The 15,149-nt window shown below is 68.6% G+C and carries 13 protein-coding genes; 12 read left to right on the top strand and 1 reads right to left on the bottom strand.

The window, feature by feature from the left end:
* Positions 1–15 precede the first annotated feature (15 nt).
* Positions 16–3,897: a DNA-directed RNA polymerase subunit beta' gene (gene rpoC, locus BOSE127_RS02590; protein ID WP_159556127.1), complete on the top strand. Its 3,882-nt coding sequence runs from the start codon at positions 16–18 to the stop codon at positions 3,895–3,897.
* A 129-nt stretch (positions 3,898–4,026) separates the two neighbouring features.
* On the opposite strand, the gene BOSE127_RS02585 is transcribed toward rpoC, so the two are convergent.
* Positions 4,027–4,422: a VOC family protein gene (locus tag BOSE127_RS02585; protein WP_017885546.1), complete on the bottom strand. Its 396-nt coding sequence runs from the start codon at positions 4,420–4,422 to the stop codon at positions 4,027–4,029.
* A gap of 185 nt (positions 4,423–4,607) precedes the next feature.
* Between BOSE127_RS02585 and BOSE127_RS02580 the strand changes: the two genes are divergently transcribed.
* The 11 genes from BOSE127_RS02580 to BOSE127_RS02530 all read left to right on the top strand — a co-directional run bounded on the left by BOSE127_RS02580 (position 4,608) and on the right by BOSE127_RS02530 (position 15,102).
* Positions 4,608–5,525 (top strand): prepilin peptidase, encoded by a 918-nt coding sequence (locus BOSE127_RS02580; protein WP_236559483.1) that lies wholly within the window; start codon positions 4,608–4,610, stop codon positions 5,523–5,525.
* A gap of 59 nt (positions 5,526–5,584) precedes the next feature.
* Positions 5,585–5,833, top strand: coding sequence for a pilus assembly protein PilM (locus tag BOSE127_RS02575; protein ID WP_159556126.1), 249 nt, complete (start codon positions 5,585–5,587; stop codon positions 5,831–5,833).
* A 161-nt stretch (positions 5,834–5,994) separates the two neighbouring features.
* Positions 5,995–6,606 (top strand): CBU_0592 family membrane protein, encoded by a 612-nt coding sequence (locus BOSE127_RS02570; RefSeq protein WP_159556125.1) that lies wholly within the window; start codon positions 5,995–5,997, stop codon positions 6,604–6,606.
* A 27-nt stretch (positions 6,607–6,633) separates the two neighbouring features.
* Positions 6,634–7,161: a DUF6121 family protein gene (locus BOSE127_RS02565; protein WP_042537507.1), complete on the top strand. Its 528-nt coding sequence runs from the start codon at positions 6,634–6,636 to the stop codon at positions 7,159–7,161.
* 37 nt (positions 7,162–7,198) lie between these two features.
* Positions 7,199–8,431 (top strand): hypothetical protein, encoded by a 1,233-nt coding sequence (locus BOSE127_RS02560; RefSeq protein WP_159556124.1) that lies wholly within the window; start codon positions 7,199–7,201, stop codon positions 8,429–8,431.
* 228 nt (positions 8,432–8,659) lie between these two features.
* Positions 8,660–9,028 carry a 30S ribosomal protein S12 gene (rpsL, locus tag BOSE127_RS02555; protein WP_017885540.1) on the top strand — a complete coding sequence of 123 codons (369 nt, stop codon included), beginning with the start codon at positions 8,660–8,662 and terminating at the stop codon, positions 9,026–9,028.
* Positions 9,029–9,033: 5 nt separating this feature from the next.
* On the top strand, positions 9,034–9,504 hold the full coding sequence (gene rpsG, locus BOSE127_RS02550) for a 30S ribosomal protein S7 (protein ID WP_017885539.1): 471 nt from the start codon (positions 9,034–9,036) through the stop codon (positions 9,502–9,504).
* A gap of 87 nt (positions 9,505–9,591) precedes the next feature.
* Positions 9,592–11,709 (top strand): elongation factor G, encoded by a 2,118-nt coding sequence (fusA, locus tag BOSE127_RS02545; protein WP_017885538.1) that lies wholly within the window; start codon positions 9,592–9,594, stop codon positions 11,707–11,709.
* 147 nt (positions 11,710–11,856) lie between these two features.
* Positions 11,857–13,044: an elongation factor Tu gene (gene tuf, locus BOSE127_RS02540; protein WP_017885537.1), complete on the top strand. Its 1,188-nt coding sequence runs from the start codon at positions 11,857–11,859 to the stop codon at positions 13,042–13,044.
* 173 nt (positions 13,045–13,217) lie between these two features.
* Complete coding sequence (locus BOSE127_RS02535; protein WP_017885536.1) at positions 13,218–14,195, top strand: DNA topoisomerase IB; 978 nt, start codon at positions 13,218–13,220, stop codon at positions 14,193–14,195.
* Positions 14,196–14,274: 79 nt separating this feature from the next.
* Complete coding sequence (locus BOSE127_RS02530) at positions 14,275–15,102, top strand: DarT ssDNA thymidine ADP-ribosyltransferase family protein (RefSeq protein WP_052481641.1); 828 nt, start codon at positions 14,275–14,277, stop codon at positions 15,100–15,102.
* Positions 15,103–15,149: the final 47 nt, after the last annotated feature.

The following is a 15,149-nucleotide window of genomic DNA, read 5'->3' as shown; positions in this document are numbered from 1 at the left end:
CAAGAGAGAAGAACATTGCTCGAAGCAACTTCCTTTGACGCCATTCGGATCGGCCTCGCAACCGCCGAGGACATCCGTCAGTGGTCGTACGGCGAGGTCAAGAAGCCGGAGACCATCAACTACCGCACCCTGAAGCCCGAGAAGGACGGTCTGTTCGGCGAGCAGATCTTCGGTCCTTCCCGCGACTGGGAGTGCGCCTGTGGCAAGTACAAGCGTGTCCGGTTCAAGGGCATCGTCTGCGAGCGCTGCGGCGTCGAGGTCACCAAGTCCTCGGTCCGTCGTGAGCGCATGGGCCACATCGAGCTCGCTGCCCCCGTCACGCACATCTGGTACTTCAAGGGCGTCCCGTCGCGCCTCGGGTACCTCCTCGACATGGCGCCGAAGGACCTCGAGAAGGTCATCTACTTCGCGGCGTACATGATCATCGACATCGATGAAGAGGGCCGTCACGCGGACATGCCGGGTCTCGAGAACGAGATGCGTCTCGAGATCAAGACCCTCGAGGGCCAGCGCGACTCGATCATCGCCGACCGCCTCAAGAAGCTCGAGGACGACCTCGCAGCCCTTGAGGAAGAGGGTGCGAAGGCCGACGTCAAGCGCCGCACCAAGGACACCGCCGAGAAGGAGATGTCCCAGGTCCGCAAGTCGTTCGACGAGGACATCACCCGTCTCGAGCGTGTATGGGAGGACTTCCGCAACCTCAAGGTGGGCGACCTCAAGCCCGAGGACGCCGTCTTCCACGAGCTCCAGGACCGGTTCGGGATCTACTTCGACGCCTACATGGGCGCCGAGGCGATCAAGCTCCGGCTCGAGGCGTTCGACCTGGCCGCCGAGGCCGAGGCGCTGCGTCTGCAGATCGCCGAGGGCAAGGGCCAGAAGAAGATCCGTGCGATCAAGCGTCTGCGCGTCGTCAGCTCCTTCCTCGCCACCGGCAACTCGCCGGCGGCGATGGTGCTCGGCGTCGTGCCGGTCATCCCGCCGGAGCTGCGCCCGATGGTGCAGCTCGACGGTGGCCGGTTCGCCACGTCGGACCTCAACGACCTCTACCGTCGTGTGATCAACCGCAACAACCGTCTCCGCCGCCTGCTCGACCTCGGTGCTCCCGAGATCATCGTGAACAACGAGAAGCGCATGCTGCAGGAAGCCGTCGACGCGCTGTTCGACAACGGTCGTCGTGGACGTCCGGTCACGGGTACCGGCAACCGCGCCCTGAAGTCCCTGAGCGACATGCTCAAGGGCAAGCAGGGTCGTTTCCGCCAGAACCTGCTCGGCAAGCGTGTCGACTACTCGGGCCGTTCGGTCATCATCGTCGGCCCGCAGCTGAAGCTGCACCAGTGCGGTCTGCCCAAGCAGATGGCGCTCGAGCTCTTCAAGCCGTTCGTCATCAAGCGCCTGATCGACCTGTCGCACGCGCAGAACATCAAGTCGGCCAAGCGCATGGTCGAGCGTTCGCGTCCGCAGGTGTGGGACGTGCTCGAGGAGATCATCCGCGAGCGCCCCGTCCTGCTGAACCGTGCGCCGACGCTGCACCGTCTGGGCATCCAGGCGTTCGAGCCGCAGCTCGTCGAGGGCAAGGCCATCCAGCTCCACCCGCTCGTCTGTGCTGCGTTCAACGCGGACTTCGACGGTGACCAGATGGCCGTGCACCTGCCGCTGTCGGTCGAGGCCCAGGCCGAGGCACGCATCCTGATGCTCGCCTCGAACAACATCCTGAAGCCGTCCGACGGCCGCCCGGTGACCCTGCCCGCACAGGACATGATCATCGGTCTGCACCACCTCACGACCGTCCGCGAGGGCGCCGTGGGCGAGGGCCGTGCGTTCTCGTCGGTGGCCGAGGCGATCCTGGCGAACGACCAGCACACGCTGCACCTCAACGCGAAGGTGAAGATCCGCATGACGGGTGTCCACTTCGCCGAGGGTGAAGCCCCCGAGGGCTACGAGCAGGGCGACACGCTGCTGCTCGAGACGACCCTGGGCCGTGCGCTCTTCAACGAGACCCTGCCGGCGAACTACCCGTTCGTCCAGAAGGTCACCGACAAGGGTGTGCTCTCCGCGATCGTCAACGACCTCGCCGAGCGCTACTCCAAGACCGAGACGGCCGCTGCGCTGGACCGGATCAAGGACGCCGGCTTCTACTGGGGCACCCGCTCCGGTGTGACCGTCGCCCTGTCGGACGTCGTGACGCCTCCTCGCAAGAAGGAGATCATCGCGGGCTACGAGATCCAGGCCGCCAAGGTGCAGGGCGAGTTCGACAAGGGTCTGATCACCGACTCCGAGCGTCGCGCCGACCTGATCAAGATCTGGACCGAGGCCACCAACGAGATCGCACAGGAGATGCGGGACAACTTCCCCGTCGACAACACGATCAACCGCATGGTGTCGTCCGGTGCTCGTGGTAACTGGCTGCAGGTCCGCAACATCGCCGGTATGCGTGGTCTGGTGAACAACCCGAAGGGCGAGATCATCGCCCGCCCGATCATCAACTCGTACCGCGAGGGCCTGACCGTGGCGGAGTACTTCATCGCCACGCACGGTGCTCGCAAGGGTCTGGCCGACACGGCGCTCCGTACGGCCGACTCCGGCTACCTGACCCGTCGTCTCGTCGACGTCTCCCAGGACGTCATCATCCGCGAGGACGACTGCGGTACGACGCGTGGCCTCGAGCTGCCGATCGCGACCGTGGACGCCGACGGCAAGCTCGTCCGCGACCCGCGCGTCGAGAACACCGTGTACTCCCGCACCCTGGCCACCGAGGCCGTGGACGCCAAGGGCACGGTCGTTGCAGAGGCCGGTGAGGACGTCGGTGACGTGCTCCTCGAGAAGCTGCTGGCAGCCGGTGTCGAGAGCATCAAGGTGCGCTCGGTCCTGACCTGCGAGTCGGCCGTCGGTGTCTGCGCGAAGTGCTACGGCCGTTCGCTCGCCACCGGCAACCTGGTCGACATCGGTGAGGCAGTCGGCATCATCGCCGCGCAGTCCATCGGTGAGCCCGGTACCCAGCTGACGATGCGTACCTTCCACACGGGTGGTTCGGCCTCGGCCGACGACATCACCCAGGGTCTGCCGCGTGTCACGGAGCTCTTCGAGGCGCGTACCCCCAAGGGCGCGTCCCCGATCGCCGAGGCCCCCGGCCGCGTCGTCGTCGAGGACACGGACAAGGGCCGTCGGATCATCCTGACGCCGGACAACGGCGACGAGCCGTTCATCTACCCGGTGCTCAAGCGTGCGACGCTCCTCATCGAGGACAACCAGCACGTCGAGCTCGGCGAGCAGTTCATCGCCGGCACCGTCGACCCGAAGGAAGTCCTCCGGGTCAAGGGTGTCCGAGAGGTCCAGAAGCACCTGGTCAACGGTGTGCAGGACGTCTACGGCTCGCAGGGTGTGCCGATCCACGACAAGCACATCGAGGTCATCGTCCGCCAGATGCTCCGCAAGGTCACCGTCGTCGACCACGGCGACACCGACCTGCTGCCGGGTGAGCTCGTCGACCGGTCGCGCTACAACGCGCTGAACCGTGCGGCGCTGCAGGAGGGTCGCAAGACCGCCTCGGCTCGCCAGGAGGTCATGGGCATCACGAAGGCGTCCCTCGCGACCGAGTCGTGGCTGTCCGCCGCTTCCTTCCAGGAGACCACCCGCGTGCTCACGCAGGCGGCCATGGAGGGCAAGCAGGACCACCTCGTCGGCCTCAAGGAGAACGTCATCATCGGTAAGCTCATCCCTGCCGGGACGGGCCTCAGCCGGTACCGTGACGTGGACGTGAACGCGACCGAAGAGGCGAAGGCGGAGCGGTACCCCAACCGCATCTTCGCTGACGACTCGTCGTTCTCGGACGCCGACCTGAGCTTCGTCGACTTCGACAGCTTCTCGTCGGACGACTTCACGCCGGGCACGTACAACTGAGCCTGATGTGATCCCACGAAGGCCCCGTCTCCGCAAGGAGGCGGGGCCTTCGTCGTGTCGTCACCACGTGACGGCCTGGAGGCACGGTGCCCGGCCGCCATGGGCCTCCCGTCCGCCGTGGGGTCGCGGCTAGAGCGCGCGGCCCGCGCCGTTGTCGCGGCCGGAGCCGCGACCGGTCTCGTCGACCAGCGAGAACAGGCTCAGCACGTTGCCGTCGGGGTCGCGGACGTCGAACCAGTCGACCGCGCCGTCGACGCACTCGACGGGGCCGATGTCGATGCCGAGCGCGCCGATGCGTGCGTGCTGCGCGGCGACGTCGTCGACGCCGAAGCGGACGCTGACCGGGTTCTCCTCGGCCTGTTCGTCGACGTAGAGCTGGATCCAGATGCCGCCGACCTCGTACTCGGCGACGCCGTCCTCGGGTTCGAGGTCCGGCTCGGTGCGCTCGAAGACCGCGCCGTACCAGAGGCAGGACGCCTCGATGTCGGTGACGGGCAGCCCCACGGTCACGCTCGTGATGTCCATGTCTCATCATGTGCCCGGGCGGGGGCGCGCGTCGAGAGGGATTCCGCTGCGTCGCGCTGTCCGGCCCGTGTCGACCTGGTGTCGTTCGTCGCGGTGTTCCTCCACAGGCGGCATCGCGCCGATGTCCTCCACCGCCTGCCGGTCTGAGGCCACGGAGCGGTCCGCGGTCCGTGAGGCTGGTCGTCATGTGCACCCGAACGACCGCAGCGAGACCGCACCGACGGCACCCCGACGGGGAGGTGACCGGCACCGTGTCCACCTCGGCGCTGCCCCTCGTCACCGCGTTGGTCGGTCTGCTCGGTCTCGCGATCGGGTCGTTCCTGAACGTCGTCGTGCACCGCATCCCCGCCGGGATGTCGGTCGTCGCACCGGCCAGCTCCTGCCCCGGCTGCGGCCACGGGATCCGGGGGCGCGACAACGTGCCGGTGGTGTCCTGGCTCCTCCTGCGTGCCCGGTGCCGTGACTGCGACGCGCCCATCTCGGCTCGGTACCCGCTCGTCGAAGCCGCCACGGGCCTCCTGTTCGTCGCGGTGACCCTGCTCTCGGTCCTCGCACCGTGGCCGACGTGGGCGGCACCGGACGGTCTTCCCGGAGCGATCCACGCTGCGATCCTGCTCGTCGCACTGCTGTACCTGATGGCGATCAGCATCTCGTTGACGCTCATCGACCTCGACACCCACACCCTGCCGAACCGGATCGTGCTGCCGGCGTACATCGTGTTGCCCGTGCTCCTGCTCGTGGCATCGGTGGTGTCCGGGGACTGGGGCGCCGCGGTCCGCGGGATCGGCGGTCTCGTCGTCCTCGGCGGTGTCTACCTCTTGCTCGCGCTGGCGGTCCTCGGCGGGATGGGACTCGGGGACGTGAAGCTCGCCGGCGTGCTCGGTCTCGTGCTGGCGTACCTCGGATGGGGACCCCTCGCGGTGGGTTCTTCCGCCGCGTTCCTGCTCGGCGGTACCTTCGCAGTCGTCCTCCTGGCCGTGCGCCGGGCGGGCCGCCGGAGCGGGATCCCGTTCGGCCCCTGGATGCTCGCGGGTGCCTGGCTCGGCATCGCCGTCGGTGCGCCCGCGTGGGATGGCTACCTGCGCCTCCTCGGACTCGCCTGACGCCTCGTCACGCGCTGCGCCACCAGACCGACCCGAAGGCGGTCACGGAAGGACCACCCATGTCGAAGAGCATCGTCGGCGTCGACATCGGCGCCGCCGCGATCCGTGCCGTCGAGGTGCAGGACGCGGACCGGGTGAGATCGACGATCCTGCGGCTCGCCGAGGTGCCGGTACCCGTCGGCGCGACGAAACAGGGCGAGGTGCTCGAACCGAACACCGTGGCGGGCGCACTCCGCCAGCTCTGGTCGATCGGGCGCTTCCGCTCGAAGGACGTGACGACGGACGCAGGCGGCACCGCGGCGGGCTGATCCGACCCGCACGGACCGGTGTCGGCCGCGCCACGCCGACATCACTTCCGCGACGCCCGTCGAGGAGATTACGATGCTCACGGCGCCGTGTCCGCGGCTGCTCATCCCCTCTCGAACGGTCGGCTCGAATCGGCCGTTCCTCGTCGTGCCCGGAGTCGCGCGTGTTGGTCGGAATCGTGGAGTTCCTCGGTTGGTTCGGGGCAGTAACCGTCCTCGCTGGTTACATCTTGTTCTCCACGGGCAGGATCCCGAACGGTCCGCTCTACCAGTTGCTCAACCTGATCGGCGGCCTCGCGGTGGCCGTCAACGTCGCCGCCCACCACGCCGTCCCCTCGACGATCGTCAACGGCATCTGGGCGATCGTCGCCGTCGTCGTCCTGGTGAAGATGGTCCGTGCGCGTCGCGCGGCGAAGCGCGACGGGTCCGCTGCGGCCGAGCCGCCGGTCCTGCGCGCGGAGCCGCCGGCCACGACCGGGGTCCTGCCGGTCATCGGGCCGGCGCTGCGCGACCACGAGCCGGAGGGGGCCGGCGAGACGGACGCGACCACGGGCCTCCAGCGGGTCGACCTGGCGGACGCGACGGTCGCGACGGACCCGACCCGCCCGACGACGTCGGATCTCGTGCCCGCGACGGTGCCGGAGGCGCCCGCCCCGATGACGGAGACCGTCCCGATCATCACGGCGACCATCGCGCTCGCCCTGGTCGCCGCAGCGCAGGAGCAGTCCGACCGTGCGCACGTCGACGACACGGACCACGCCGAACCCGCTCGCTGACCAGCCGGTCGGCGATACGATCGGCCCATGTCCCGGTGGCTGATCGCGACGATGACGTCGATCCTCTTCATCGCGCTCGTGATCGCCGTCACGGGCTTCGAAGCCCTGCTCGCCGACGTCGAGGTCATCTCGCAGCCCGACGCCACCCCGTACCTCGGGCCTGCGATGGTGGTCGGCGGCGCGGTGGTCGTCTTCCTGGCGACCGCGGCGGGTGTCCGCGACGGCAACCCCGGGGTGACCGCCCTCGTCGCGGCGGCGACCGTCTACCTGGTCATGCTCGGCGTCGGAGCCGTGGGCTACGCACTCGTCCGCTCGGACGCGACCGAGCTCCTCGTCTTCCCGGCGGGGTACGCCCTCGGCCCATTCGTGGTCGGTTCCGTCGTGGTGGCGCTCCTGTCGGTGCTCGGCGGGATCGCGACGGCTCGCCACCAGGCGCGGACCGCGGGCGGCTCGGTCGCGACCGACGGGACGCACGCGACCAGCGGTGCGGACGGGTCGGGCGGGCTCTCCGGGCACAACCGGACGAACGCGGGCGAGGGACCCGCCGAGCGGTAGTCTTCGGACAGCACGACGCACACCAAACGGGGGAACGATGAGCGACCAGCACGCGCAGGATCCGGACCAGCAGGGCGGCTGGGGTGCCGTCCCGCCGGTGGCCTCGATCCGTGGCACCGACGGCGCCTTCGCCGCAGCCGGCCAGACGGTCGGCCCTGGTCCTGCGGTCGGTCCCGGCGCCGGTTTCGCCGGAGCGCCCGGTGCCGGCTTCGCCGGAGCGCCCGGGCCGGTGCCGCAGCGTCCCCGCCGGAAGCTCCGCCGCGGGCAGCTCATCGGGATCATCTCGGGTGGCACCGCCGTCGTCCTGCTGCTCGTCGCCGGGGTCGTCGGGTACTCGGTCGGTTCCGCCTCGCACTCGGCCGACCGCCCCGTGCGGGCGTTCCTCGACGACCTGACGGCCGGACGCGTGGCCGACGCCCTCGACGACGCGGGCATCGAACGTGGGAAGTCCGACGTGCTGCTCGGTGACGCCGCCTACGCGAAGGCATCGGACAAGGTCACCGGGTACCGCGTCGCCGCGACGCGGACGGACGGCGACACCGCGACCGTCCGGGCGTACCTGCGCCAGGGTGGCCAGGACGTCGCCGCGACCTTCACGCTCGACAAGACCGGGACCGACTGGGGTGTGTTCCCGGTCTGGGAGCTCCAGGCCCCCGAGCTCGGCTCGGTCGACGTCGCCGTGCGCGGACCCTCCGGTGCGTCGGTCACGGTCGCAGGCCGGAACGTGCGGACCGCGAAGGACGGCACGGTGAGCCTCCGCGCGCTGCCCGGCACCTACGACGTCGCCTTCGACGGCGGCAAGTGGACCACGGCACGTGGTGGATCGGCGGACGTCAGCGGGTTCGGCCGGACGACGTCGACCCCGGTGCAGATGACGACCACCCTGACGACCGCGGGGCAGCAGGCCGCCAAGCGAGCGGTGGACGACTGGGTGGACGGCTGCATCGCCTCCACCGACGCCGCGCCGGCCGGCTGCAGCTTCTACGCGTACGGCCAGAACCCGGCGTACACCTACACGAACCAGAAGTGGACGCTCGAGACGCGGCCGACGGTCCGGGTCGGCAGCTGGACGACGAACGGCTGGTTGATCACGACGACCACGTTCGGGCGGGCGAAGTACACGGCGGACATCTCGGGTGCCGCCGGCACCGGAACGGCGTCCGCGGGGCCGCTCAACGTCAACGCGAGCGGGTACGTCACCGGCTTCTCGAGCGACGGTGCCACGTTCCGCTCGGCGGTGGGCAACGGCTCGTCCGACACCGGCTCATGACGGTGTCGGTTCCCGGGGTGACCCGGATTGATTTCGTCCCGTTCCGCGGGTAGTCTCTACCGGGTGTGCGCCCTCGGGCGCGCCCGAAAAGTCCGGCGAGCGGGATCGCCCAGCCGGACCACTCCGTCCCCCACTCGAACACCCGCCGTCCGGCGGTGATCAGCGTGGGACGAGGAAGCCGGCGGAACGCGCCGGCCAGAGAGCACGAGCGAAGAACCAGGAGAACAGTTGCCTACTATTCAGCAGCTGGTTCGCAAGGGTCGTACGCCGAAGGTCACCAAGACCAAGGCGCCCGCCCTGAAGGCGAACCCCCAGCAGCGTGGTGTGTGCACCCGCGTCTACACCACCACCCCCAAGAAGCCGAACTCGGCACTGCGCAAGGTCGCTCGTGTCAAGCTCTCCAACGGCACCGAGGTCACGGCCTACATCCCCGGTGAGGGCCACAACCTCCAGGAGCACTCGATGGTGCTCGTCCGCGGCGGTCGTGTGAAGGACCTCCCGGGTGTGCGGTACAAGATCATCCGTGGCGCCCTGGACACCCAGGCAGTCAAGAACCGTAAGCAGGCTCGCAGCCGCTACGGTGCGAAGAAGGGTTGAGTTAGATGCCTCGTAAGGGTCCCGCTCCCAAGCGTCCCGTCGTCGCCGACCCGGTCTACGGTGCGCCGATCGTCAGCCAGCTCGTCAACAAGATCCTGCTCGACGGCAAGAAGGGCCTCGCTGAGCGCATCGTCTACGGTGCACTCGAGGGCGTTTCCGCCAAGAACCAGCAGGACGCCGTCGTGACGCTGAAGAAGGCGCTCGACAACGTCCGTCCGACCCTCGAGGTCCGCAGCCGCCGTGTCGGTGGCTCGACCTACCAGGTCCCGGTCGAGGTCAAGCCGCACCGCGCGAACACCCTCGCGCTCCGTTGGCTCACCTCGTACGCCAAGGCCCGTCGCGAGAAGACGATGACCGAGCGTCTCATGAACGAGATCCTCGACGCGTCCAACGGCCTCGGTGCCGCGGTCAAGCGCCGCGAGGACACGCACAAGATGGCCGAGTCGAACAAGGCCTTCGCCCACTACCGCTGGTAGTCCCGGCACCGTCCGGGCGCCGGTGGTCAAGAACCCCGGCGCCCGGACGGCCGCCAACCTCTCCTACAACTCTTCCGGAGGAACCCTGTGGCACAGGACGTGCTCACCGACCTGAACAAGGTCCGCAACATCGGCATCATGGCGCACATCGATGCCGGCAAGACCACGACGACCGAGCGCATCCTGTTCTACACGGGCATCACGCACAAGATCGGTGAGGTCCACGACGGCGCTGCCACGATGGACTGGATGGCGCAGGAGCAGGAGCGCGGCATCACGATCACGTCGGCCGCGACGACCTGCTTCTGGGACAACAACCAGATCAACATCATCGACACCCCCGGTCACGTGGACTTCACGGTCGAGGTGGAGCGCTCGCTCCGCGTCCTCGACGGTGCCGTCGCCGTGTTCGACGGGAAAGAGGGCGTCGAGCCCCAGTCCGAGACCGTCTGGCGTCAGGCCGACAAGTACGAAGTCCCGCGCATCTGCTTCGTCAACAAGATGGACAAGCTGGGCGCCGACTTCTACTACACCGTCGACACCATCGTGAACCGCCTCGGCGCGGAGCCCCTCGTGCTCCAGCTGCCGATCGGTTCCGAGAGCTCGTTCGAAGGCGTCGTCGACCTCGTCCAGATGCGTGCACTCACCTGGCGCGGCGACGCCAAGGGTGACGTCGCGATGGGCGCGAAGTACGAGATCGAAGAGATCCCGGCCGACCTGCAGGACCGTGCCGCCGAGTACCGCGAGAAGCTCATCGAGCGCGTGGCCGAGGCGGACGACGTCCTCATGGAGCGCTACCTCGAGGGCGACACCGACTTCTCGGTCGCCGAGATCAAGGCAGCGATCCGTGCCCTCACGGTGAGCAGCACGCTCTACCCGGTCCTCTGCGGTTCCGCGTTCAAGAACCGTGGTGTCCAGCCGATGCTCGACGCCGTCATCGACTACCTCCCGTCCCCGCTCGACGTGCCGCCGATGATCGGCCACGACGTCAAGGACGAGGAGAAGGAGATCATCCGCAAGCCCGACGCGACCGAGCCGTTCTCGGCGCTCGCGTTCAAGGTCGCGGTGCACCCCTTCTTCGGTCGTCTGACCTACGTGCGCGTCTACTCCGGCTCGATCGAGTCCGGTGCCCAGGTCATCAACTCGACCAAGGGCAAGAAGGAGCGCATCGGCAAGATCTTCCAGATGCACTCCAACAAGGAGAACCCGGTCGCCAACGTGACCGCTGGCCACATCTACGCGGTCATCGGCCTCAAGGACACCACCACCGGTGACACCCTGTGCGACCCGACCAACCAGGTCGTCCTCGAGTCGATGACGTTCCCGGAGCCGGTCATCGAGGTCGCCATCGAGCCGAACACGAAGGCTGACCAGGAGAAGCTCTCCACGGCCATCCAGAAGCTCGCCGAAGAGGACCCGACGTTCCGCGTCGAGCTCAACGCCGAGACCGGTCAGACGACGATCAAGGGCATGGGCGAGCTCCACCTCGACATCCTCGTCGACCGCATGAAGCGCGAGTTCCACGTCGAGGCGAGCGTCGGCAAGCCCCAGGTGGCCTACCGCGAGACGCTCACCAAGATCGTCGAGCGCTACGACTACACCCACAAGAAGCAGACCGGTGGCTCCGGTCAGTTCGCGAAGGTGCAGATCGCGCTCGAGCCGATGGAGGTCACGAGCGAGAAGGTCTACGAGTTCGTCAACGCGACCTCCGGTGGCCGTGTCCCGCGCGAGTACATCCCGTCGGTCGACGCCGGTATCCAGGACGCCATGCAGGTCGGCATCCTCGCGGGGTACCCGACCGTCGGCGTGAAGGCCATCCTCAAGGACGGCGCGGCGCACGACGTCGACTCGTCCGAGATGGCGTTCAAGATCGCCGGTTCGATCGCCTACAAGGAAGCGGCTCGCAAGGCCGGTCCGGCGATCCTCGAGCCGATCATGGCCGTCGAGGTCCGTACTCCGGAGGAGTACATGGGCGACGTCATCGGTGACCTGAACTCCCGTCGTGGCCAGATCGCCTCGATGGAGGACGCCTCGGGCGTCAAGGTGGTCCGCGCGAGCGTGCCGCTGTCCGAGATGTTCGGCTACGTCGGCGACCTGCGGTCGAAGACCTCTGGTCGTGCGGTCTACTCGATGACCTTCGAGACCTACAGCCAGGTCCCGGCCAAGGTCGCCGAGGAGATCATCGCGAAGAACGCGGGGGAGTAGCGCTCAGCGCTTCTCCACAGGCGGGGGCGCCCGGCGACGGGCCCCTCGCCACCAAGTAAAGTACAGACACACACCGCGCACCCACGGTTCCGAGCCCATCCAGGGCCGGCCGGGGGTGACGCTTCCGAGTCCTGAGGAGGACCCACAGTGGCCAAGGCCAAGTTCGAGCGCACCAAGCCGCACGTCAACATCGGAACCATCGGTCACGTCGACCACGGCAAGACCACGCTCACGGCGGCGATCACCAAGGTTCTGCACGACCAGTACCCGGACCTCAACGAGGCCCGCGACTTCGCGCAGATCGACAACGCTCCCGAGGAGCGCCAGCGCGGCATCACGATCAACATCTCGCACGTCGAGTACCAGACCGAGAAGCGTCACTACGCGCACGTCGACGCCCCCGGTCACGCCGACTACGTGAAGAACATGATCACGGGTGCGGCACAGATGGACGGCGCGATCCTCGTGGTCGCCGCCACCGACGGCCCGATGCCCCAGACGCGTGAGCACGTCCTGCTCGCCCGCCAGGTCGGCGTCCCCTACATCGTCGTCGCACTGAACAAGTCCGACATGGTGGACGACGAGGAGATCCTGGAGCTCGTCGAGCTCGAGGTCCGCGAGCTCCTCGGCTCGCAGCAGTTCGACGAGGACGCCCCCGTCGTGCAGGTCTCGGCGCTCAAGGCGCTCGAGGGCGACGAGAAGTGGGTCAAGTCGGTCCAGGACCTCATGGCCCAGGTCGACGAGCACGTGCCGGACCCGGTGCGCGCCACCGACCAGCCGTTCCTGATGCCGATCGAGGACGTCTTCACGATCACCGGTCGTGGCACCGTCGTCACCGGTCGCGTCGAGCGTGGCACGCTCAACCTGAACGCCGAGGTCGAGATCGTCGGCATCCGCGCGACGCAGAAGACCACGGTCACGGGCATCGAGATGTTCCGCAAGCTGCTCGACTCCGCGGTCGCCGGTGACAACACCGGTCTGCTCATCCGTGGCCTCAAGCGCGAGGACGTGGAGCGCGGCCAGGTCGTCGTGAAGCCGGGTTCGGTCACGCCGCACACCGAGTTCCAGGCGAACGCGTACATCCTGACCAAGGACGAGGGTGGGCGTCACAACCCGTTCTACGCGAACTACCGCCCGCAGTTCTACTTCCGCACCACGGACGTCACCGGCGTCATCACGCTGCCCGAGGGCACCGAGATGGTCATGCCCGGTGACACCGTCGCCATGACGGTCGAGCTGATCCAGCCGATCGCCATGGAAGAGGGCCTCCGCTTCGCCATCCGTGAGGGTGGTCGTACGGTCGGCGCCGGTACGGTCGAGAAGATCATCAAGTAACTCCGGTTCCTTGCGACAGCGGGGTCGGGCCTTCGGGTCCGGCCCCGCTTCGTCGTACCCGGCCACTGGCGCGCCGTACAGGGTGCCGGACAGGAGGAACGGGGCGGGGTCGGCCACGGGCCTCCTGTCCGCCCCGTGACCCGTCACAGGCTTCACGGAGTTGGCTCGGGCACGTGACCCGCCTCCGCAGATCCGCGACCTCCGGTCGCGGCTACCACCGCGTCCGTTCCGGACGCGGTTTCTCGTTCCGTGACCCCGACGGCAAGACCGTGACCGATCCGGACGAGCGCCGTCGGCTCGAGGAGTTCGTGATCCCGCCGGCGTGGGACGACGTCTGGATCTCGCCGTACCCGAACGGCCACATCCTGGCCACGGGCACGGACGGTGCTGGCCGTCGCCAATACATGTACCACCCGTCGTGGCGTGAACGGATGGACCGGATCAAGTACGACCGCGCGCTCGCACTGGCGGAGTCGTTGCCGGTCGCCCGTCGCGGTGTCACACAAGACCTCCGCCGGCCGGAACCGGACCGCCGGCGCGCGCTGGCCGCAGCCTTCCGGATGCTCGACCAGGGGTCGCTCCGGGTCGGGTCCGAGCGGTACGCCACCGAGCACGGCAGCCGCGGGCTGTCCACGCTGCTCTGCGCGCACGCCCACGTGTCCGGCGACGACATCGAACTCGACTTCCCCGGCAAAAGCGGGCAGGAGTGGTCGTCGTCGATCCACGACCACGACCTGGCGCGGGTCATCGCCGGCATGAAGCGACGCGGACCCAATGCGCGTCTGCTGTCGTTCCGCGAGCGCCGTGGGGCGGAGTGGGAGCCGCTCTCCGCCGAGGACATCAACGCCTACGTGAAGGAACGTGCCGGCGACGAGTTCACCGCGAAGGACTTCCGGACCCTGCACGGGACGGTCGCGGCCGCGGTCGACCTGGCGAAGACCGGGCCGCAGTCATCCCAGGCCAAGCGGAAGAAGGCCGTGTCGCACGCGGTGAAGGCCGCGAGCGACGAGCTCGGCAACACCCCGACGGTGTGCCGACAGAGCTACATCGACCCCCGTCTGCTCGATGCGTACGACCACGGGGAGACCATCGATCCAGACCGCCTGGCGTCCGCCGAGGCCGAGGTCCGGGCACTGCTCTACCGACAATGACCCGGGGGCCGTCCGGATGACGTAGCGTTGGTCGACGTGCCGGACCACCCCACACGGCACGGAAGGACCCACAACAGTCGTGACCGACGAGTGCATCCACGGTTTCCCCACCGAGCTCTGCGACATCTGCGCACCCCGGCAGCGCGAGGCGTCGGAGATCCCAGCTACACCGGCACCACGCCGGACCCGCATCACCACCAACCTGCGCGTCGACCCGCCGGCCTCCGGGCCGAACACGTCGCTCCGGTCGCCGACGTCGCTCCGTTCGTCGTCCGCCGACCTGCCCGAGGCACGTGAGTTCGCAGCGCTCCGTGCCCACCACGTCACCCACATCGACAACCTCGACGGCATCGTCGGCGCCGGCGCGATCCTGGCGGCCGACCAGGCCGAGCCTGTCGTGGACGTCAGCTCCGCCGACACCCGTGCCGCACGTGCCGAGGCCGAGGCACCGGACGGTTCCTCGATCGCCGGGCACGTGCCGTTCACGCTGTCGCCCGACGCGACGCGGTGGGACGAGCTCCGCACGGGCGCCGAGGGTGAGCGCTGGTCCGATGCCGCCCGTCGCACCCGCGCGATCGACTACGTGGTGCTCGTCGTGCCGGTCTCGGCGTTCGGCGCCTCGGTGATCGTCGCGGACCAGGACGCCGACGCCGACGACGTCCGGTTCGCCGTCGGCCCCGACGCCGGCACGAACCTGATCCGTCGCACCGACTTCACGGACCCGGAGATGCACGGCCTCGAGCTGCTCGCCGGTCCGAGCGTGCCGTTCACCTCGGTGGCCGTGATCGGTGTGCCGAACGACAAGGCCCGGCAGACCGTCCGCGCCGTGCTCGCCGACCACGGCGGACACGCTCCCCGCGTGGCCGTCTTCCCGCCGTGGTTCGTGCCCCCGGTGACCGCCGAGTGACGGTCTCCTGACCCGTCTCGACGCACCCTCCGGACCACGTCCGGAGG

The sequence above is a fragment of the Curtobacterium sp. 8I-2 genome, assembly GCF_902506155.1.
Lineage (GTDB): Bacteria > Actinomycetota > Actinomycetes > Actinomycetales > Microbacteriaceae > Curtobacterium > Curtobacterium poinsettiae.
The sequence above is the reverse complement of the archived record's forward strand: the minus strand, read 5'-3'. Positions and strand labels throughout refer to the sequence as shown.

Coding starts and splice junctions, on each gene's coding strand:
- BOSE127_RS02575 (WP_159556126.1), top strand. CDS start 5,585: ATGTCGAAGAGCATCGTCGGCGTCGACATCGGCGCCGCCGCGATCCGT.
- BOSE127_RS02560 (WP_159556124.1), top strand. CDS start 7,199: ATGAGCGACCAGCACGCGCAGGATCCGGACCAGCAGGGCGGCTGGGGT.
- BOSE127_RS02580 (WP_236559483.1), top strand. CDS start 4,608: ATGTGCACCCGAACGACCGCAGCGAGACCGCACCGACGGCACCCCGAC.
- rpsG (WP_017885539.1), top strand. CDS start 9,034: ATGCCTCGTAAGGGTCCCGCTCCCAAGCGTCCCGTCGTCGCCGACCCG.
- BOSE127_RS02565 (WP_042537507.1), top strand. CDS start 6,634: ATGTCCCGGTGGCTGATCGCGACGATGACGTCGATCCTCTTCATCGCG.
- BOSE127_RS02585 (WP_017885546.1), bottom strand. CDS start 4,422: ATGGACATCACGAGCGTGACCGTGGGGCTGCCCGTCACCGACATCGAG.